The organism is Verrucosispora sp. WMMD573 (genome assembly GCF_027497175.1).
Taxonomy (GTDB): domain Bacteria; phylum Actinomycetota; class Actinomycetes; order Mycobacteriales; family Micromonosporaceae; genus Micromonospora.
In genome coordinates, this window is the sequence record NZ_CP114901.1 from 4,762,007 (window position 1) to 4,781,541 (window position 19,535).

Below are 19,535 nucleotides of genomic sequence, written 5' to 3' on the forward strand. Positions count from 1 at the left end.
CAGGCTGGGATGACAGCAGGTCACCGGAGGTGATGGTCACGATACGCACACACGACCTCGTGGCCGTGCCGGACATGTCGCCGCTCGACATCGACGTGACCGTCGGTTCGACGGTCGCCCTGGTCGCCCGGCCCCGGCCGGCCACCGCCGTGGCGCGGGTGATGGTCGGGCTGGCCGCGCCGGTCAGCGGCCGGATCCTGGTCGGCGGCCGCGACGTCACCAACCTGCCGCCGCTACGTCGTCGGATCGGGTACGTGCCGGCTGGCGGTGCCCTGCTGCCCCACCTCACCGTCGGGCGCAACGTCTCCTATGGTCAGCGCCGACGCCAGTGGGTGCGCGATGTCGCCGAGGGCTGGGCGGCCGTCCTGGTCGACCGGCTCGAACTCGCCGCGACGCTGGGTCTGCGCCCGCACCTGCTGTCCGAGGCGCAACGGTTCCGGGTCGCCCTCGCCCGCGCCATGGCCTGCCTGCCCGAGGTGCTGGTGGTCGACCTGCCGGCCCCGGTCGACGGGGTCTGCCTGCCGGAGCTGCTCCAGCGCACGACCCCACCGGACGCTCCGGGTGTGACGGTACTGCTCTGCTCGGCCGAGGAGGAGGTGCTGGCCGGTGTCACCGAACGGGTGCCGGTCGTCCACGAGGTCCCGCCCGGTCCGGTCCAGCCGGCGGTGCGGGCATGACCGGGACCGGGTTGCGTCGTCGTACGCTGCTGGGCGCCGCCGCGGCGGTCGCGGTGGCGGCGGGTTGTGGGCAGGGGCGCCGGTCGGTGCAGGTGGCGGTCGTCTGGGCCAACGACGAGTTGGACCGGTTCCGTGAGCTGGTCACCGGCTATCCGGCGACGGTGCAGGTGGTCGGCGTGGGCAACGACATCGACGCCTTCCTGACCGCGCGCCGCGCCGCCGGCACCTGTCCCGACGTGGCGATCCTGCCCCGCCCTGGGCTGGTGGTCGAGTACGCCCGGCGGGGCTGGCTCAGCGAGGTGACCCCGGCCGTGAGCTACACCGCTCCGGCCGGCATGACCGACCTGCTCACCGTCGGCGGGCATCGCTACGGCGTCTGGGTGAAGGCGGCGCACAAGTCGCTGTTCTGGCATTTCCCGTCGATGCTGGCCGAGGCGCCGCGAACCTGGGACGCGCTGGTGGCGTTGACTCGCCGGCTCGGCGCACGACACCGGGCGGACGCGGGTCCGGCCCCGCTGGCGGTCGGCGCGGCGGACGGCTGGGTGCTCACCGACTGGTTCGAGAACGTGCTCGCCGACGTCGCCGGCGTGGACCTCTACGAGGCGCTGGCCCGTGGTGAGGCGGACTGGCGGGGCCGACCCGTGGCGTCCGCGCTGGACCGGCTCGCCGAGCTGTGGAGTATCGACGGCGCATTCCCGGGCGGAGGCCGGCGAGCCCTGCTCACCCAGTTCGGCGAGTCGATCATCCAGGTGGTGCACCACCGCGAGGCGACAATGGTGTTCGAGGCCGACTTCGTCGATGCGGTCGTCGCCCAATTCCGCCGCGGCACTGAGCCGGTGGCCACCTTCCGCTTTCCGGGCGCCCGGATGGCCGACCAACCGCTGATCGTCGGCGGTGACGCGGCGGTGGCGTTCGCCGGCTCCGACGGCGGGCCGGAACTGGTGCACTGGCTCAGCGACGCGGCGGCCTTCCGGCCCTGGCTGGACGCCGGGGGTTACCTCTCCCCCAACCTCGCCGTGCCGGTGGACAGCTACCGCGACCCGTTGCGCCGACGCCTCGCCGACGAGCTGCGCGCCGCCGACACCGTGCAGTTCGACCTCTCCGACCAGTTGCCCGGCACCTTCACCGGCACCGACGGGGTCGGGATCTGGCGGATCATGCAGGACTTCTTCATGGACGTGACCGACGGGGTGCCGGCCCGGGAGGCGGTGCGCCGGGCCACCGGGCAGCTGGCAGAGGCGGCCCGGGCGACGGCGAGGGGCGGCAGGTGAGCCGCGGCCCGCTGCTGGGCGAGCTGGCCGTGCTCGACGATGTCGGGCCGCCCCGCCGCGGCCGGGCCTACCCGGCGGCCGGCGTCGGCTGGGCGCTGCTGGCACCGGCCGTGCTGCTGCTCGGCGGCCTGCTCGCCTGGCCGGTGCTGCGTACCATGCACGCCAGCGTCACCACCGACGGCCGCTGGGTGGGCGACGAACACTACCGGGCCGCCCTCGCCGCCCCCGGCACCGCCGCGGTCATCGGACGCACCCTGCTGTGGGCGCTGCTGGTACCGATGGTGGTCACCGTCCTGGGCTACCTGCTCGCCGCGGCCTCCCAACGTTCCCAGGAGGGTTGGCTGGTCCGGCTCATCCTGGTGGTGCCGACCGCGCTGCCGCTGGTGGTCACCGGCCTGACCTTCCGGCTGCTCTACGACCCCGACCCGGAGCGCGGGCTGGTCACCCTGCTGCTGGCCCGGGTGACCGGAGGCGACCCGGAGCAACTGCCGCAGCTGCTCGGACCGGAACTGGTCACCGTGGCGGTGATGTCGGCGTTCGTGTGGGCCTGGGTCGGGCTGGCGATGCTGGTGTTCCGGGCGGCTCTCGACGCGGTGCCGACCGGGCTCGTCGACGCGGTCCGGGCCTTCGGCGGCACCCGTCGCGACGTGCTCTGGGACGCGCAGTGGCGACCGCTGCTGCTGCGTACCGTCGCGGTGGTCTTCGCCCTGGTCGCCGTCGGCACCAGCCGCACCTTCGACCTGATCCTGGTGATGACGCCGGGATCGGTGCGCGACGAGGCGGCGGTGCTGTCGCTGCGGATCTGGCAGACCTCCGGTGCGACGACCACCGGCGAGGGCGCCGCCCTGGGCGTCGTCTGGCTGGTGGCGGTGACCGCCGGCATGCTGGTGGTGGCCCTGTTCGTCCGGCAGGCATGGCCACCGCCGCAGCAGCCGCCGGGCAGTGCCGCGACCGCGCGGCCACCGCGCCGGCTGGCCCGGCTGCTCGCCGCGGGTGCGGCGGTCGCCTGGCTGCTGCCGCTGGGGGTGTTGGCCGCCACGTCGTTGCAGAATCCGATACGGGCGGCCACCGGTGCCTGGTGGTCCGGCCCGCCGGTATTGGACTCCTACCGGGCTGTGCTCAGCGGCACGGAGCTGTGGCGCAGCCTCGGCTTCACGCTGGTGCTCGCCATCGTCGTCACCGCCGCGGTGCTGGGCGTCGCGCTGCTCGCCGCCTACCCCCTGGCCTGGCTGACCGGGCCGGCCGCCCAGGTCACCGGGCTGGTGCTGATGGCCGCGGTGGTGGTCCCGGTGCAGGTGATCGCCGGCCCGCTCAACGAGGTGCTCGGGCTGGTGCTGTCCTCCGGCACGGCCCGGGGGGTGGCCCTGGTGCACATCGCCCTGGGTGTTCCGTTCGCGGTGCTGGTGCTGCGCAACTCCTTCGCCGACCTGCCCGCCGACCAGATTCGTGCCGCCCGGCTCGGCGGGCGGCACTGGTGGGGCACATTGCGCCGGCTGGCCCGGCACAACCGCACCGCGCTGGTGGCGGTGGCGGTCCTGGAGTTCGTGCAGGTGTGGAACGACCTGGTGGTGGGTCTGCTGTTCAGCGGGCCGGACGCCGCTCCGCTCGGGTTGTTCCTCGCCGGGCAGACCCGGGGCTTCGCAACCGGCAGCGGCACCCTCGCCGCCGGTTGCGTGCTCGCCTCGATCCTGCCGGTGCTGGTGTTCGTGCTGGCCCGCCGGCAGGTGGTCGCCGGGTTGGTCGCCGGGGGCGTGCGGTGACCGGAACCCCACCACGGCAGGCCCACCGGCGGTCACGGCTGCTGAGTGTGCTGCTGGCCGCCGGCGGGGTGATCGGTGCCGGGGTCAGCGCCGTGCTCGGCAACATCACCAGCAACCTGATCTCCGATCTGTCGCTGACCGTCCTCGGCTCGGCGAGCCTGGGCCTGGCGGTGCTCGGGGTGGCCGCGTCCATCCTGGTGGAGTGGCGGCGGTGGCAACGCCAGCAGCTGCTGGCCGGCGCGGAGGCCGACGCCCCGACGGGCAGCAGCGCGCCGACGCTGCCGTGGCCGGCCGGGTACACCGGTCGGCAGGGTCAGGCGGAGGCGGTGGTGGCCATGCTCGCCCCAGAACACGCGGTGGCGGTGGTGGGCCGGCGCGCCGTCGGCACGTCCTGGTGCGCGATCCAGGCGGCGAACCTGAGCCGCGCGGACTTCCCCGACGGGCAGTACTACCTCGACGTGCGCCGGGGTGGACAGGCCCGCTCACCCCGGGAGGTGCTGGCCGCGCTGGCCCGGATCGTCGGCACCCGAGCGCCCCGGTCCGGTCGGCCCGACGACCTCGCCGACGCCGCCGACGAGCTGCGCGGCCAACTGGACGGCCGCAAGGTGCTGCTGGTGCTCGACAACGTGGACTCGGCGGCGCAGATCCGGCCGCTGCTGCCGCCGACCGCCCGGGCCTGCCGGCTGCTGCTGGCCGGCACCGGCCGGCTCGCCGCCGTCGACGGAGTGGTGGCGTACTGGCTGGCCGAGCCGGATGTCGACGACGCGGTGCAGATGTTCGCCGACGCCGGCGAGGCGACCGCGGTGGCCCGCCCGCACCGCCCCGATCCGCGCGCCGACCCGGCGGTACGGGCCATCGTCGAGCTGTGTGGACGACAGCCACGCGCGGTGACGGAGCTGGGACGGCGCAGCGCGCAGCACGGCTGGCGGCCCGCCGACGTGCTGCACGCGTTGCGACGCGCCGCCGACACTCCGCCGCACCAGCGGGTGGGCGTGTCTCCCGTGACGAGTCTGGTCACCACGCGCGACACGGCGTACCAGGCGCTCGGTGGCGAGGCTCGCCGGCTGTGGCGGCTGCTGTCGCTGAGTCGGGTACCGCTGGACCGGGCGACCATCGCCGCGCTCGCCGGTCGCCGACCGCACAAGGTCGCCGCCCTGCTGGACGAGCTGGCCGACGGCGCCTTCGTCGTCGGCGCGCCCGGCGACCGGTACGAGGTCCGTCCGCTGCTCGCCGGGTACGCCCGGATGCATCTGCGGGAGGCCGAACCGGTGCACCGGCGGGTCACCGGGCAGGCGCGGCTGACCCGGCATCTGGCCCGCCGGGCCGAGCAGCAGGTGGCCACCCTGGCGACCGGTGCGCTCGACCGCGACCAGCGGCTGCCCGACGACGATCCGTACGGCTGGTTCGACCTGCATCAGGAGTTGCTGCTGGCGGTGGTGAAGGTGCCGGCCGGCGCGGTGGAGACGCTGCCGCGCCGGGTGCGGGACTGGTGGTTCCGGTTGGCCGTGGCGCTGTGCGGGTGGCTCGCCCACACCGAACGGCTCGACGAGTGGGAGGACGCCTGCCGGACGGTGCTGGTCAATCCCACCGCCCACGACCGACCGGAGATCGCCGGTTGGGCCCACAACGAGCTGGGCGTGCTGCGTCGTCGCCGGCACGACCCGTACGGTGCGGTGGCCGCGCTCAGTCTGGCGGTGGCCGGGCAGAGCCGCCGGGGCACCGCCCAGGCGCGGATGAATCTCGGGCTGGCCCTGCTCGACCTCGGCCGTACCGACGAGGCGGTGGAGCATCTGGAGCTGTCGCGGCGCCACCGGGCCAGCGCCGACCGCGCCGGTCGAGCGCTCAGCGACCTCGGGCTGGGGACGGCGCGGCTGGCGCGGCACGAGTTTGAGACCGCGCACGACCTGCTGGTGCGGGCGGCGAACTCGTTCCGATCGCTCGGCGACGCACGCGGCTACGCGGCGGCGTTGACGAATCTGGTGCTGGTCCACTCGGCGATGGGTGAACACCTCGACGCGGCGCAGGCGTGGCGGGCCGCGCTGCGCGAACACGAGTCGCTCGGTGATCCGACCAACCGGGCGGTGGCGCTGCTCAACGCTGGGGTGGCGTTGCTGGGCGTGGCGCCGGGGCAGGCCCGGCAGGCGTACGAGCTGCTGGCCGAGAGCTGGCGGCTGCGCGAGGGTGGCCGCCCGGATGCCGGGCTGGGCCGGACGCTGTTGCACCTGGGCGACGCGGCGGCGGCGCTCGGCGACCACGAGGAGGCCCGGGGGCACTGGGCGGACGCGGCGGCGATCTGCGAGATGGCCGGGGACGATGATGGCCAGCAGGCGGCCGACGTCCGGCTGGGCGGTGAGCGCCCGGCCGAGCCTCGCCCGGGGTGACTGCGGCGGCGGCCGGCGGGGCGGGGGTCGGTCCGCCGCCGGCCGGCGCGGGGCGACCGTCCCGGGCCCGCCCGGTTCAGCGGGTCTGGCCCGGCGCGAGGTAGCGGTAGCCCGGCACGGTCTCGCCGAACCAGCCGTTGACGCTGGCCAGGCCACGCTCGTTGAGTTGCGCGTCGTGGATCGGCAGGACCTCCGCCGCACCGGCCCCGACCGCGAAATCGATCGCCTCGGTCAGTTTCAGCCAGGACGCCTGCGCCGGCACCAGCAGGGTGCGCACCGGCCGGTCCGGCGGGGCCAGCGAGTCGCCCGGGTGGTAGACCGCGTCGGCCACGAGGTAGCCGAGGTTCGGGCAGTCGGGCTGCCCCGCGTGGATGGTGGCGTGCCGTCCACCGACCGCGGTGACGTCCAGGCCGGCGGCGGTGAAGCGCTGCCCCGGGCGCACCCGGGTCACCGGCAGCGGCGCCAGGTCCGGCAGGGCGGCTCCCTCCGGCGCGAAGACCGGCACCCCGAGGCCGGCGAGCCGGAGCACGTCGATGTGATCGGTGTGCTCGTGACTGACCAGTACGGCGTCCGCGCCGACCAGTGCCCGCGGCTCGCTCCAGGTGCCCGGGTCGATGACGAGCACGACGTCGTCGTGTTCGAGCCGGACGCAGGAATGGGTGTACTTCGTGATCCGCATTCCGGGACGGTACGCCGCGGAACCTATCGCCGGATGCCCCCGCGCGGCGGCCGACGCGCCCAGGGTCAGGTCCGGGTCGGACGCCGCCGTCCCGCGCGACCGGCCGGCGGCCGCTCCGCCTCGACCACCTGACACAGGTCGGTGAGCGGGTCGACCGCCTGCGCCGCGCAGGCCACCCGGCGCAGCAGGTCACGCAGGGTGCCGGCCTGTTCCGGCGACAACTCCCGCAACAGGCGCGACTCGACCGCGCCGAGGGCCTCGCGGCGTTCCCGCGCGGCCGTCCGTCCGGACTCGGTGAGGGTGACCAGGCGGCTGCGCCGGTCTGCCGGATCGGGTCGGCGGACCACCAGCCCGGCCCGCTCCAGATCGTCGATCAGATACGTCAGCACGGTGCGGTCGATGCCCAGTTCCTCGGCGATGGCGCCCTGGTTGCGGGCCGGCTCCCGGTCGGCCGAGGTGAGTACCTGGTATCCGCGGGGCCCGCCGGGCAGGTCACCGACGGCATGCTCGGCGGCGCGGATGTAGGCACGAAAGACGACACCGAGCATCCAACCGAGGTCGTCGTTGATCGGGTCACTGGCCTGGGCGCCGCTCATCAACCCACGATAGCGTAGATCACATATTTTCTTGAGTAATGATGTTCTGTGCGACATAACATTCCCCCTGCCGGCGCGGTTTCGCGCCGCACGACCGGAAGGACGGCCGAGATGAGCGACTACGGGCACCCACTGACCTTCGGGTCGTTTCTCACGCCCGGCAACGCCGACCCGACCCGACCGGTCGGCCTGGCCATGCTCTCCGAGCAGGTCGGGCTCGACCTGGTGACGTTCCAGGACCATCCGTACCAGCCGGCCTTCCTGGACACCTGGACACTGCTCAGCTTCGTCGCGGCTCGCACCGAACGGGTACGCCTGTCGGCCAACGTCACCAACCTGCCGTTGCGCCCGCCCGCCGTGCTCGCCCGGAGCGTGGCCAGCCTCGACCTGCTCAGCGACGGCCGAATGGAGCTTGGCCTCGGCGCCGGCGCGTTCTGGGACGCCATCGAGGCGATGGGCGGCCGACGCCTCTCTCCGGGCCAGGGGGTACGCGCCCTGGAGGAGGCAATCGAGATCATCCGCCAGATCTGGGCTGTCGACGCCCCCGGCGGCGTCCGGGTCCCCGGCGAGTTTCACCGGGCGGTCGGCGCCAAACGCGGGCCGGCCCCCGCTCACGACGTGGGCATCTGGCTCGGCGCGTACAAGCCGCGCATGCTGGCGTTGACCGGCCGGCGGGCGGACGGCTGGCTGCCCTCACTGGCCTACCTGCAACCCGGCGACCTGGCCCGGGGCAACGCCGTCATCGACGAGGCCGCCACCGACGCCGGCCGCTCCCCCGCCGACGTGCGCCGGCTGCTCAACGTCAACGGACGGTTCGCGGCCACCGGACGTGGCCCGCTTAACGGTCCGGCCGAGCAGTGGGCCGAGGAACTCGCCGACCTGGCCCTCACCGAGGGGATCAGCACGTTCATCCTGGCCAGCGATGATCCGGACGATCTGCGGCGGTTCGCCGCCGAGGTGGCACCGGCCACCCGGGAACTGGTCGCCACCGAACGGGCCGACCCGCCGACCGGTGCCCCGGCCGACCGAACCCGCACCGAGGCCGACCAGACCCGCGCCACTACCGACACCACCGGCGACACGCGCCGCGGCGCCACCTCGGCCGGCCCGACCGGCCGCCCGGCCGCGGTCGGCGCGGCCACGTTCGCCGTGGTGCCGACACCCGATGACGGCGTACGCCGCAGCGCCGTGCGGGTGTGGGACGAGGCGGCCCGACCGGCCGGACCAACCCCGGATCCGCAGCGCACCTACACCGCGCACGACCAGGCGGGCGCGCAGCACCTGATCGACGTGCACGACGGCCTGCGCGCCGAGCTGGCGCAGATCCACGACCTGATCGAGCAGGTCGCGGCCGGCCTGATCGACGTGGGTGCGGCCCGCTCGCACATCAACACGATGACCATGCGGCAGAACAAGTGGACGTTGGGCACCTACTGCGAGTCGTACTGCCGGGTGGTCACCACCCACCACACGATCGAGGACCGGTCGCTCTTCCCGCACCTGCGGCGGGCCGACCCACGACTCGCACCGGTCATCGACCGGCTCGAGGAGGAACACCACGCCATCCACGACGTGCTGGAGGGCGTCGACCGGGCGCTTGTCGCCTTCGTGGCCACCCCGGACGGAATGGCCGACCTGCGCGCCGCGGTGGACCTGCTCAGCGACACGCTGCTGTCGCACCTGTCCTACGAGGAGCGTGAACTGGTCGAGCCGATCGCCCGCCTCGGCGTACACTAGGCATCGGTCACACCTGGTAGAAGCGACGGTAGCGGCGGATGAGCCGCCATTGCACGAGCACCGCGGCGACGGTCAGCAGCATCATCACCAGGGTCGCCGCCGCCGCGTAGCCGTACCGCAGGTACTCGAATCCGGTCTGGTAGACGAAGAGCGACAGGTAGGTGGTGGCGTACGGCGGGGGGCCGCCGTCGGTCACCACGAACGCCGGCACGAAGGTGAAGTGCAGGCTGGCCACGGCGTCGCGGACGGCCAGCAGGGCGAGCACCGGCGCCATCAGCGGCAGGGTGATCCGGCGGAAGATGTCCCAGCCGGTGGCGTCCTCGATGGCGGCCATCTCGTAGACGTCGCGGGGCAGCGCCCGCCGGGCGGCCAGCAGCACCACGAAGGTCTCCCCCATGGTGAACAGGCTCATCAGGATGATGCCGGCGCGGGCACTTGTCGGGTCGGTCAACCACTGGGGCGGGGTACGCCCCAGCGCGGTCAGCCCGTTCTCCCCGCCGACCCGCAGCAGCTGGTTGATCGGCCCGTACAGCGGGTTGAACAGCCACAACCAGAGCAGTCCGTACGCGATCTCGGGTACGGCGGTGGGCAGCAGCGTGGCGGTGCGGGCGGTGCCGACGCCGGCCGCCCGGCGGTGCAGCAGCAGCGCCAGGCCCAACGCCAGTAGCACCCGCAGCGGTACCGCCACCAGCGCGAAGACCACCGAGTTGAGCAGCGCCACCCGGAAGATCGGATCTTCCAGCAGGGCGGCGAAGTTGTCCAGCCCGGCCCAGGTCGGCGGGCGCAGCAGGTCGTAGTCGGTGACCGACATGCCGAGCGTGACCAGAGCGGGCACCAGCACCAACCCGACCAGACCGATCAGGTACGGCGTCAGCATCAACGCCAACTGCCGCCGCGCCCGGGTGTCCGGCCGGACCGCTCGCCGCCTCGACGCCGCGTCGCCGGCGGTCACGGCTGGTACCGGCGGCCGGTGACGGTGTGGAACAGGTGCGTGTCCGCCCAAGGCACGTCGAGGCGCACGGTCGCGCCCCGCTCGGGCCGGCGGGCGGCCGGCATCCGGGCGACCACCTGGTGCCCGGCGGCGAGGCGGAGGTACGCGAAGGCGTCCTCACCGATCACCTCGACCCGATCGACTGTGGCCGGGGTGCCCTCGGCCGCGTCGAGGGTGACCGCCTCGGGGCGGAACCCGATCTCCAGCGGCTCCTCGTCCGTCAGCGTCGGCGCGTCGCCTCGTGGTCGCAGCGGCCCGTCCGCCGGCAGCAGGTTCATCGCCGGCGAGCCGACGAACCGGGCCACGAAGCTGGTCGCCGGGCTACGCCAGATCTCGTCCGGGGTGCCCACCTGCTCGACCCGACCCGCACGCAGCACCGCGATCCGGTCGGCGAGTACCAGCGCCTCGGTCTGGTCGTGGGTGACGTGCACCATTGTCGCCCCGAGCCGGTCGTGCAGGGCCCGCAGCTCGGTCCGCATCTCGGCGCGCAGCGCCAGGTCCAGGTTGGACAGCGGCTCATCGAGCAGGAACACGTCCGGTTCGCGGACCAACGCCCGGGCCAGGGCGACCCGTTGACGTTCCCCACCGGAGAGCTGCCCGGGCCGCCGGTCGAGCAGCCCGGCGCAGCCCACCGTCTCGGCCGCCGCCCGGGCCCGCTCGCGGGCCAGTCGGCGTGGGGTGTCGCGTACCTCCAGCCCGAAGGCGATGTTCTCGACCACGGTCAGGTGCGGGAACAGGGCGTACGACTGGAAGACCATCGACACGTTGCGTCGGCCGGGTCGCTCCCCGGTGACGTCGCGGTCGGCGATGCGGACCCGCCCGGCGGTGACCGGTTCCAACCCGGCGACCACCCGCAGCACCGTCGACTTGCCGGCACCGGAGGGGCCGAGCACCACCAGCAGCTCACCCCGGGCGACGCTGAGGTCCACCTCGTGCAGCACGGTGGTGTCGCGGTAGGCGGCGCTGACCCTGTCGAGGACGAGCCCGTCGCTCACCCGTTCTCTCCCCGGGCGAACATCGGCCGGCTCTTGGCGTCCAACTCCCGGATCACGTCGTCGAGCTTGTCGCCGCGGTGCATGGCGTTCTCCAGGATGCCGTAGCTGAGATCCTCGATCTCGGGCCAGGTGGAGACGGTCGGCAGCGCCCGGACGGTGGGGATGGCGTCGAGGAAGACCTGCGAGTTGCGGGGCGGCTGGTTCGGGTCCAGGAACGCCGGTGAGCGGGACACCTCCATGTGCGACGGCACGGTACGCCCGGTGGCGGCGATGATCCGCTGTCCCTCCCCGGACATCGCGTACTCCATGAATCGCCATGCGGCATCCTTGTTGCGTAATCCACGGGTCATGCAGTACGCGTCGGAGTGCAGCACCCCGACCGGCTGCCGGTAGACCGGCAACGGCGCGACGTCCCACTCGAAGCCGGTGATGGTGCGGAAGTTGGTGGTGGCTCGGCGGGAGCTCATCAACATGGCGAGCCGGCCGTTGAGGAAGCGTGACTCGTCGTCCTCCGCCTCCACCTCGGCGTCGCTGGGCACCACCCCGTACGCCTGCCGCAGGTCGATCAGGTTCCGCAGCGCCTCGCGGGCGGCCGGGCTGTCCAGGGTGAGCCGGGTGGGCCGTTCGGGATCGTCGACGATCTCACCGCCGTTGGACCAGACCAGCGGGGCGAGCCGGATGATCGACGGCTCCACGCCGAGCCCGTGTACGGCGGGCAGCCGAGCCGCCCCCTCGGCCTCGGTGCCCTTGATCACCAGCCCCCGGTCGTCGCGGGTCATCAGGGTGGCGGTGGTGACCAGGTCGTTCCAGGTCCAGCCGGCCGTCGGCTCGGGCACCCCGTATTTGGTGAACAGGGTGCGGTTGTAGTAGACGGCGAGGCTGGAGACGTTCTGCGGCAGGCACAGCTGGGCGTCGTCCCACCGAAACGCCTCCATCGCGACCGGGTAGTAGTCGGCCGGGTCGAGCACCGACGAGCCGGCGATCCACTCGTCCAGCGGCTCCACCACCCCCTTCGCGGCGAACTGGCCGTAGAAGCGGTAGTTCATCAGGAACAGGTCCGGTGGTGCGCCGCCGGCCACCGAGGTGGCGAGTCGGGCGAGCAGGTCCTTGCGGTCACTGGCCTCGATCAGCTGAATCCGCTCGCCGGACCGGGCCTGCTGGTACGCCTCGATCAGGGTGCGGTACGCGCCCAGTTCCTCCGGAGCGCCGAACACCAGCAGCTTGACCGGATCGCCGGCCGACGACCCGCCACCGGAGCCGCAGCCGGTGAGGGCGAGCAGGGCGCTCAACGCGAGGGCGGACAGGGTTCTGATTCGCACGATGGTCATCCCTCGGCTCGGTCGTCGTGGTGCAGGAAACGCCGCTGCGCCAGCGCGAAGACCACAAGTGCGGGCACCGTGGCGATCACCGCCCCGGCCAGGAACACGGGGAAGTTCGTCGGGTCCAGCAGGGACAGCGACCGCAGCGCCAGCGGCAGCGTGAACAGGTCGCGGTCGTAGATGTAGATCAGCGGGTCGAGGAAATTCGACCAGGTCAGCACGAAGGTCAGGGCGGTCAGCCCGGCGGTCACCGGGCGTACCAGCGGCAACGCGACCCGCCACCAGGTGCGCAGCGGCGACAGGTCCTCCACCAGGCAGGCGTCGTACAGGTCGGCCGGCAGCGCTCGGAAGGCCAGGTAGTAGACCAGGACGTAGAGCGGCGAGGTGCCCAGCAGCGCCGGGGCGATCAACGGTACGAGGGTGTCGGTCAGCCCGAACAGGCGAAAGATCGCGAAACGGGGCACCAGCAGGGCGGTCGCCGGCACCATCAGCGCGACGAGTGAGGCGGCCACCACTACCACGGTGGTGCGCGGGGCGATTCTGGCCAGCGCGAAGCCGGCCAGTGCGGCCACGAGCACGCTCAACGGCACCGCCACCACGGCGACGAGCAGCGAGTTGAGCGAGGCACGCAGCAGACCCCCGAGGTCGAGGGCCCGCTGGTAGCCGGTGGTGGAGAGCGGGTCGGGCACCAGCTGCGGAGTCGGCGACGGTGGCAGGCCGGGCTCGGTGAGGGAGCCGGAGACCAGCAGCAGCAGGGGCGGAACGAAGACCAACAGGACGAAGGCCGCGCCGAGCGTACGCCACAGCCGGGCGGCCCGTTCGGGCAGCGGTGAGGGGCCGCGACGGCGACCCCTCACCAACGTTGTGCCGATGATCGTGTTCCCTACTTCAACGTCATTTTCCAGGCGCCGAGACCGTGCGAGGCAGCGTAGAGGATCCGCTCGCCGGGCACGATGGTCAGGCCGGCCACCTCGACGTTCGGCATGCCCCGAGCCGCCTTGGTCCAGGACTTCTTGCCCTTCGGCAGCAGCAGCACCCCGAAGTCCGTGGAGGCGTACAGGTCGCCGGTGACGTCGTCACGGACCAGGTCGGTGATCGGCTGGTCCCCGAAGTCGTACGACCTGTCGCTCCAGGTCGCCCCGTCGGCCGTGGCCGTCACCTCGAAGGCGTGGCCGGGAGTGGTCGGCGTGTTCGAGCCGTACCCGCTGTAGGAGATCCACGCCCGGGCCGGGTTCGCCGGGTCGATGTGGATGCTGGTGACGAAGCGGTTCGGGGTGGTGGCGCTGTCCACCCGGGTCCAGGTCACCGCGGCGGCCGGCTCGGCGTCGACGTTGCGGCTGACGAAGACCCGGCCGGTGCTGGTGGCCGCCCAGGCGGTGGAGCTGTCGGAGTCGACCCGCTGGATCACCGACACCGCGCCGCCGGCCCGGTCGCCCCAGCCGGTACCGGTCAGGTTGGTGGTGCCCAGCGGCTCCCAGTCACCGCAGTCCTCCTCGTAGGTGCCGGTCCAGGAGTTGCAGATCCGGTCGGCCTCGGCCAGGCTGCGGTCGCCCAGGCCGAAGGTCTTGGTGCGGTACGCCGTCAGGCCGGTGCCGGCGAACATGGTGCCGCTGACCTTCGGGTCGCTGATCACCGGAGCGTAGAACAGGCTGCCCGGCTGACCGTAGATCGGGTCGGCGGTCCAGATCCAGCTGGCGATGTCACCGTTGGCGAAGCTCACCTCGGGCGAGACGTCGTAGTAGGTGTGGAACCGGAACTCGGGGCGGGCGACGTCCCAGCCGGAGGCCCCGCCGTCACCGATCATCGTGTTGACCCAGCGCTGCCGCTGGCCCTTGTTCTCCCAGGTGCCGTTGTCCTGGGTACCGCCCTGCAACAGGTTCACGTCGTGCGGGCTGGCCGAGAGGCTGATGAACTGCAGCGTGTTCATGCCCTTGTTGACGCCGTCCAGCTTCGACGGAATCTTCGACAGCAGCTGCCGGCAGCGGTCCCGCTGGGCCTGGGTGGTGAGGTTCCGGTCCGGGTTGTCGCACCACGACGAGCGGTCCACGAACTCGCCGCTGGAGCGCATCACGCCGCCGTCGCTGGCCTCGAAGAACTGGTACGGGTTACGCGGGTTGGTGACCAGGTCGTGCTGGTCGGGGTGCAGGCCGTTGGGGTGCAGCTCGTCGGTGCCGTCGTAGGTCATGTCGGTGCCGCTGACCCCGGCGTCGGTGGAGAGGATCACGGCCCGCTTGTTGGCCACCGTCTCGCCGTACACGTAGGAGCCGCCGGTGTAGACGATGTCCGGGTGCCCCGCCGGGGTGTGCACGAACACGTCGTACCAGCACTGGCCGGTGCACTGGTTGTAGGTGGCGAAGCCCGGATCGGCCGGGTTGGAGCTGGTCAGGTCGGTGAACGTCGGCGAGCCGGCGGCCACGTCGTCGCTGCGGAACAGTCGCGAGTACGGGGTGCCGGTGTTGCCCTCGTAGACGTACATCCGGGTCTTGCCGCCGGGCAGGGCGGTCACGTCGATCGCCGGGCGGGTCTGGAACATCGCCGGGTTGAGCGACGGCTTGATCTGCGTCCAGGTCGCTCCGGCGTCGGACGAACGCCACACGCCCCGGGCGTACGAGCTGGCGTAGACGATGTTGGCGTCGCGCGGGTCGAGCTTCACCTGGCGTACGCCGCGCGGCGAGCAGGTGGCGGTGTTGTTGTACTCGGCGGCGCTGCCGGTGCAGGCGGTGGCGTCGGCCGAGCCGTTGTGGATGAACTTCCAGCTCTTGCCGCCATTTGTGGACTTGTACAGACCCCACTTCTCGGCGTCCGGCACCGGCCGGGTGACCCCGGTGCAGCAGGAGCTGGACATGCCGCGCAGCGCCGTGGTGGTGGCCACGTAGAGGGTCTTGGGGTCGCCGGGCTTGATGGTGATCTCACCGATGCCCTTGCCGCCGAGCACGTCCTTGCCCAGCGGGCCGGACCAGGTCAGGCCACCGTTCGTCGATCGGTACAGACCGACGCCGGCGACACAGCCAGAGCCGCAGGTGTTGGCCTCGCCGGTGCCGACGTAGATGGTCAGGCCGGTGCGGTCGTTGCGGTCGATCGTCACCGCGCCGGCGGCGTTGATGCCCAGCGGGCCGCCCAGGTAGAACCACTTCGGTTCGGCGGCGAGGATGTTCAGGGTGCCCCAGACCCCACCACCGGCCGGGGTGACATACGCCCGGCAGAGCAGCTTCGAGCAGTCCGGGCTGATGTCGATCGAGGTGACCCGACCACCGGCGACGTATTCGTTGGGCACGTAGTTGAAGGCGTTGCGGTACTCGGTGAACGGGTAGAGCGCCTCGCTCGGGCCGACGTTGGTCCATTGCCGGCTGCCCCGGAACCGCTTGTCGGCCGCCGTGAAGGCCGCCTTCGACCGGTCCAACTGGGCTATGGTGATCGCGTCCGCCGGGTAGGCGCGCTCCAGGAACGCCTGCTGGGCGGCGCCGCCCGGTCCGTCGGGGGACATTCCGCTGTCGCCCGGGACGGCTCGGCGTAGCCGCTCCAGGTGGGCGCCGAGCGCGTTGGGCATCTCCCCGCCGACCGCGACGGGTGCTGGCACCTCGGCGCCGGCGTAGTGGATGCCGACCAGACCTGTCGACGCCACCAGGGCACCGACCGCCAGGCCAACAAGAAGATGGCGACGTCTACGCTTCACGAGGGTTCCTCCGGCATGACGGCGTCACCGCAGCGCGGCATCCGGATTGGCGACCGTCGCTGGCAGCGTCCACGCAGGAATATGTCAGAGAGATCCACCGCAGGCAATAGAGCTGTTAGACGTTATCCAACCGCCGCGAAGAGGAACGGATCGGATGTCCGACGAGGGTGGGCAGGCCGGCGACGAGCTGCGGGCCGACTGTGCCCGCTGCTTCGGCCTGTGCTGCGTCGCCCCCGCCTTCGCCGCGTCGGCCGACTTCGCGCTCGACAAGCCCGCCGGCCAGCCGTGCCGCAACCTGGGGACGGACTTCGGCTGCACCATCCACGCCGAGCTGCGCGATCGGGGTTTCCCCGGCTGCACCGTCTACGACTGCTTCGGCGCGGGTCAGCGGGTCGCCCAGGTCGTCTTCGGCGGGCGGAGCTGGCGCGACGAGCCGCGACGCGCCCGGCAGATGTTCGACGTGTTCGCGGTGATGCGCCCGCTGCACGAGCTGCTGTGGTTGCTCACCGAGGCGTTGCGGCTGAGTCCTCCAGCCGACCTGCGGCCGGGCCTGGCAGCCGCGCTCGCCGAGACCGAGCGGCTGGCCGGCGGCGACCCGGGAACGCTGCTCGCCCTCGATGTCGATGCGCATCGAGCGGCTGTCAACTCGCTGCTCTCGCGTACCGCCGAGTTGGCCCGCGCCCGGGGCGGAGCCGGCGCCGACCTGCGCGGCGCCACGCTGGTCGGCCGCGACCTGCGCCGCACCGCCCTGCGTGGGGCGAACCTGCGGGGCGCGTCGCTGGTCGGCGCCGACCTGCGCGGAGTGGACCTGGCCCGAGCCGACCTGACCGGCGCGGATCTGCGCGGAGCCGATGTGCGCGGGGCAGACCTGTCCGGTGCTCTCTTCCTGCACCGGTCGCAGGTCGATGCCGCCCGGGGCGACCTACGAACCCGGTTGCCGGGGCGGATCGACCGCCCGGCCCACTGGTCACAGCTGCCGCTCGCCTCGCCGGGAGCGTCGCGGCGCGGCCGGCGCCGCTGATCGGTACGGGACGACGGGAACGGCGCGGCCCGGGACGGCGCGATCGGTCAGCGGCGGACTGGCGCGGCGGCCTTCCGCGCCTCGTTCATGCCCTGGTTGGCCAGCGCGTCGGCCCGCTCGTTCTCCGGGTGCCCGTTGTGGCCCTTCACCCACAGCCAGGTGATCTGGTGCCGGACGCAGGCCGTCTCCAGCCGCTGCCACAGGTCTGCGTTCTTCACCGGCTGCTTGGCGGCGGTCAACCAACCGTTGCGTTTCCAGGAAGCCAGCCAGCTGGTGATGCCGTTGCGCACGTACGTGCTGTCGGTGTGCAGCTCGACGGTGACCGGACGGGTCAGGCTCTCCAGCGCCTCGATGGCGGCGGTCAGCTCCATCCGGTTGTTGGTGGTCGGGTTCGCCTCCCCGCCGCGCAGCTCGCGCTCGTGGGCGCCGTAGCGCAGCACCGCGCCCCAGCCACCCGGACCGGGGTTGCCGCTGCACGCCCCGTCGGTCCAGATCCGCACCACCCGGCCGGCCGTCTCGTCCACCATGGCGGCAAACCCTACCGTCCGCGGGCCGCCGAGCGACCCGACAGGCCCGCTACGCTCGGCGGGTGAGTGGAGTCGTGACCGACAGTCAGCTGCTGATCAGGCCGGCGGAGCCGGGCGACGCGGAGGTGTTGCACCGTTTCATCGTCGAGCTGACCGAGGCCGAGCAGTATCCCGGCGAGGTGACGGCGCAGCCGGCGGACGTGGCCGACGCCCTGTTCGGTGACCGGCCGGTGGCCGAGGCGGTGATGGCCGAGATCGGCGGCGCGCCTGTCGGTTTCGCGCTCTACTACCCCACCTACAGCACCGTGGCCGGCCGGCCCGGCATCCACCTTGAGGACCTGTACGTCCGGCCGGAACATCGCGGCGACGGCGTCGGTCGGGCGTTGCTGGCCCATCTGGCGAGGCTGGCCGTGGCCCGTGGCTGCGCCCGCCTGGAGTGGTGGGTGCTGCGTACCAACGATCCGGCGCTGCGCTTCTACCGACGGCTGCACGCCCGCACCGTCGACGAGATCGACGTGCTGCGGTTGGACGGGCCGCACCTGCGGGCACTCGCCGCCGACCGCCACCGGTCCGGGGTCGACCAGGTCCTGGCTCAGTGACCTGGGGCGTCGACGTTCGGCGGCGCGGTGTCCACGACGGGCGGCGGCACCTTCCATGCCGGCCGGCGCGACGGCGCGAGCCGGTCGCGTATCCGTCCGGCGGCGTCGGCGACGGTGGCGGTGACCATCGGTCGGAGGCGGGTCGAGCGCATCACCGCCAGGTCCTCGGCGACGGTGGTGTCACCGTCGAGGAAGCGCAGCACCCGGCTTGCCGGGTTGCGGTCGAAGAGGCGGTCGAAGAACTCCGGTCCGTCGACCAGGCCGGCGTCCAGCGCCCGCAGCGCGACCGCGTCCATCCACCGGTGCCGGTGGGGGTACGCGGGCGCCGGCACCGGCGACCGGCCGGCGGCGACCGCCCGGGCCACCTGTTCGGCCTGACGGTGCATCGCCGAGAAGGTGAAGCCGGTCGAGGGGCGGGTGGCGCCGCCGCCCGTACCGAGCCGCACCACCCGGGGCGAGGGTCGGGCCACGAACGGACCGTCGGTCATCGGAATGACACCGTTCTCGACCTCGGTCACCGTGAGCCGGGCCGGGTCGAGGCCGAGCAGGTCGCGGTAGCCGGCCAGGGCCGCGTCGTACGCCGCACCGGTCAGCAGGTCGGGTGAGAACTCGGTGTACTCGACAAGCGCGTACCGACTATCGACGGGCAGCACGTAGCCGAAGGAGACGCCTCGGGCCGGCTGCGGGGTACGGAAATCCATGAGGACGGCCCGCGCCGGGTCGAAGACCGGCCGGTCCGCCGTCAACCACCAACCTCGGAAGTGCTGCAACCAGTTGGTGTGCCCAGGTCGGTGCGGTGGCCGTGGCCGGGAGTCCAGCAGCCAACGGGCCCGCAGCAGCGGTCGACCGTCGACGGCGTGCACCAGCACCCGTTCGCCGTCGTCGTCGACGCGACCGGCAGCGGCGACGATCCGGATCGCGCCCAGGCGTCGCTCCGCCTCGGCGGCGCGGGCGTAGATCGGGCCGGACCGCAGCATCGCGTACCGCAGGGGCGTCAGGTCCAGGGCACGATGCGTGTCGGGCGTGACCACCTCGACCCGTGACCAGCTGGCGCTGAGCAACTCGTCCAGGTCGTTGCCGGGCTGGCCCCAGAACGCCCAGGTGCGGTCCTGCCCACGCCGGTGCACCGGATCGACGACGGCGATCCGCACGTCGCGCACCCGGTGCCGGTCCAATGCGGCCAGCACCAGCGACGCCGCGCCGCCCCCACCCACCAGGGCGAGATCGACGTCGACGGGCGAGGAGTCCATCCGATCACGCTGCCACATCGTCAGGCTCGTCGAAGGAGCAGGGGCCGTCCCCGACCCTC

16 protein-coding genes are annotated in these 19,535 nt (G+C 72.8%); 7 read left to right on the top strand and 9 right to left on the bottom strand.

The window, feature by feature from the left end:
* The first annotated feature begins 32 nt into the window (after positions 1-32).
* The 4 genes from O7601_RS21745 to O7601_RS21760 are packed head-to-tail and all read left to right on the top strand — an operon-like array spanning position 33 to position 6,089.
* Positions 33-677 (top strand): ATP-binding cassette domain-containing protein, encoded by a 645-nt coding sequence (locus O7601_RS21745; RefSeq protein WP_281567002.1) that lies wholly within the window; start codon positions 33-35, stop codon positions 675-677.
* Positions 674-1,948 (top strand): extracellular solute-binding protein, encoded by a 1,275-nt coding sequence (locus O7601_RS21750; protein ID WP_281562931.1) that lies wholly within the window; start codon positions 674-676, stop codon positions 1,946-1,948. The genes O7601_RS21745 and O7601_RS21750 overlap by 4 nt, the downstream gene beginning before the upstream one ends.
* Positions 1,945-3,708: an ABC transporter permease subunit gene (locus O7601_RS21755; RefSeq protein ID WP_281562932.1), complete on the top strand. Its 1,764-nt coding sequence runs from the start codon at positions 1,945-1,947 to the stop codon at positions 3,706-3,708. The genes O7601_RS21750 and O7601_RS21755 overlap by 4 nt, the downstream gene beginning before the upstream one ends.
* A complete protein-coding gene (locus O7601_RS21760) occupies positions 3,705-6,089 on the top strand; it encodes a tetratricopeptide repeat protein (protein WP_281562933.1) in 2,385 nt (794 codons plus the stop codon). The genes O7601_RS21755 and O7601_RS21760 overlap by 4 nt, the downstream gene beginning before the upstream one ends.
* A gap of 76 nt (positions 6,090-6,165) precedes the next feature.
* On the opposite strand, the gene O7601_RS21765 is transcribed toward O7601_RS21760, so the two are convergent.
* Positions 6,166-6,768 carry an MBL fold metallo-hydrolase gene (locus O7601_RS21765; protein WP_281562934.1) on the bottom strand — a complete coding sequence of 201 codons (603 nt, stop codon included), beginning with the start codon at positions 6,766-6,768 and terminating at the stop codon, positions 6,166-6,168.
* A gap of 65 nt (positions 6,769-6,833) precedes the next feature.
* Positions 6,834-7,364 (bottom strand): MarR family transcriptional regulator, encoded by a 531-nt coding sequence (locus O7601_RS21770; RefSeq protein WP_281562935.1) that lies wholly within the window; start codon positions 7,362-7,364, stop codon positions 6,834-6,836.
* A 111-nt stretch (positions 7,365-7,475) separates the two neighbouring features.
* On the opposite strand from O7601_RS21770, the gene O7601_RS21775 reads away from it, so the two are divergent.
* The gene (locus O7601_RS21775; protein WP_281562936.1) at positions 7,476-9,101 is read left to right on the top strand and encodes an LLM class flavin-dependent oxidoreductase; all 1,626 of its coding nucleotides are present in this window, start codon (positions 7,476-7,478) and stop codon (positions 9,099-9,101) included.
* Positions 9,102-9,108: 7 nt separating this feature from the next.
* Here O7601_RS21775 and O7601_RS21780 read toward each other — a convergent pair whose 3' ends face one another.
* The 5 genes from O7601_RS21780 to O7601_RS21800 form a co-directional block, all read right to left on the bottom strand.
* The gene (locus O7601_RS21780; RefSeq protein ID WP_281567003.1) at positions 9,109-9,978 is read right to left on the bottom strand and encodes a sugar ABC transporter permease; all 870 of its coding nucleotides are present in this window, start codon (positions 9,976-9,978) and stop codon (positions 9,109-9,111) included.
* Positions 9,979-10,049: 71 nt separating this feature from the next.
* Positions 10,050-11,087 carry an ABC transporter ATP-binding protein gene (locus tag O7601_RS21785; protein WP_281562937.1) on the bottom strand — a complete coding sequence of 346 codons (1,038 nt, stop codon included), beginning with the start codon at positions 11,085-11,087 and terminating at the stop codon, positions 10,050-10,052.
* On the bottom strand, positions 11,084-12,415 hold the full coding sequence (locus O7601_RS21790; protein WP_281562938.1) for a sugar ABC transporter substrate-binding protein: 1,332 nt from the start codon (positions 12,413-12,415) through the stop codon (positions 11,084-11,086). Before O7601_RS21790 ends, O7601_RS21785 begins: the two co-directional genes overlap by 4 nt.
* The gene (locus O7601_RS21795) at positions 12,412-13,263 is read right to left on the bottom strand and encodes a carbohydrate ABC transporter permease (RefSeq protein WP_281562939.1); all 852 of its coding nucleotides are present in this window, start codon (positions 13,261-13,263) and stop codon (positions 12,412-12,414) included. Before O7601_RS21795 ends, O7601_RS21790 begins: the two co-directional genes overlap by 4 nt.
* Positions 13,264-13,289: 26 nt before the next feature.
* Positions 13,290-16,079, bottom strand: coding sequence for a sialidase family protein (locus O7601_RS21800; protein ID WP_281562940.1), 2,790 nt, complete (start codon positions 16,077-16,079; stop codon positions 13,290-13,292).
* Positions 16,080-16,233: 154 nt separating this feature from the next.
* Between O7601_RS21800 and O7601_RS21805 the strand changes: the two genes are divergently transcribed.
* The gene (locus O7601_RS21805; RefSeq protein ID WP_281562941.1) at positions 16,234-17,100 is read left to right on the top strand and encodes a pentapeptide repeat-containing protein; all 867 of its coding nucleotides are present in this window, start codon (positions 16,234-16,236) and stop codon (positions 17,098-17,100) included.
* Positions 17,101-17,147: 47 nt separating this feature from the next.
* On the opposite strand, the gene rnhA is transcribed toward O7601_RS21805, so the two are convergent.
* Positions 17,148-17,627: a ribonuclease HI gene (rnhA, locus tag O7601_RS21810; RefSeq protein ID WP_281562942.1), complete on the bottom strand. Its 480-nt coding sequence runs from the start codon at positions 17,625-17,627 to the stop codon at positions 17,148-17,150.
* Between the two features lie 62 nt (positions 17,628-17,689).
* Here rnhA and O7601_RS21815 point away from each other — a divergent pair, with 62 nt between their 5' ends.
* Positions 17,690-18,226: a GNAT family N-acetyltransferase gene (locus tag O7601_RS21815; protein WP_281562943.1), complete on the top strand. Its 537-nt coding sequence runs from the start codon at positions 17,690-17,692 to the stop codon at positions 18,224-18,226.
* On the opposite strand, the gene O7601_RS21820 is transcribed toward O7601_RS21815, so the two are convergent.
* On the bottom strand, positions 18,220-19,494 hold the full coding sequence (locus O7601_RS21820; protein ID WP_281562944.1) for a lycopene cyclase family protein: 1,275 nt from the start codon (positions 19,492-19,494) through the stop codon (positions 18,220-18,222). The two genes, O7601_RS21815 and O7601_RS21820, sit on opposite strands and share 7 nt — an antisense overlap.
* Positions 19,495-19,535: the final 41 nt, after the last annotated feature.

Excerpts from the sequence above, each read along its gene's own strand:
- O7601_RS21745 (WP_281567002.1), top strand. The coding sequence starts at position 33 with ATGGTCACGATACGCACACACGACCTCGTGGCCGTGCCGGACATGTCG.
- O7601_RS21750 (WP_281562931.1), top strand. The coding sequence starts at position 674 with ATGACCGGGACCGGGTTGCGTCGTCGTACGCTGCTGGGCGCCGCCGCG.
- O7601_RS21765 (WP_281562934.1), bottom strand. The coding sequence starts at position 6,768 with ATGCGGATCACGAAGTACACCCATTCCTGCGTCCGGCTCGAACACGAC.
- O7601_RS21770 (WP_281562935.1), bottom strand. The coding sequence starts at position 7,364 with ATGAGCGGCGCCCAGGCCAGTGACCCGATCAACGACGACCTCGGTTGG.
- O7601_RS21775 (WP_281562936.1), top strand. The coding sequence starts at position 7,476 with ATGAGCGACTACGGGCACCCACTGACCTTCGGGTCGTTTCTCACGCCC.
- O7601_RS21780 (WP_281567003.1), bottom strand. The coding sequence starts at position 9,978 with ATGCTGACGCCGTACCTGATCGGTCTGGTCGGGTTGGTGCTGGTGCCC.
- O7601_RS21790 (WP_281562938.1), bottom strand. The coding sequence starts at position 12,415 with ATGACCATCGTGCGAATCAGAACCCTGTCCGCCCTCGCGTTGAGCGCC.
- O7601_RS21805 (WP_281562941.1), top strand. The coding sequence starts at position 16,234 with ATGTCCGACGAGGGTGGGCAGGCCGGCGACGAGCTGCGGGCCGACTGT.
- rnhA (WP_281562942.1), bottom strand. The coding sequence starts at position 17,627 with ATGGTGGACGAGACGGCCGGCCGGGTGGTGCGGATCTGGACCGACGGG.
- O7601_RS21820 (WP_281562944.1), bottom strand. The coding sequence starts at position 19,494 with ATGTGGCAGCGTGATCGGATGGACTCCTCGCCCGTCGACGTCGATCTC.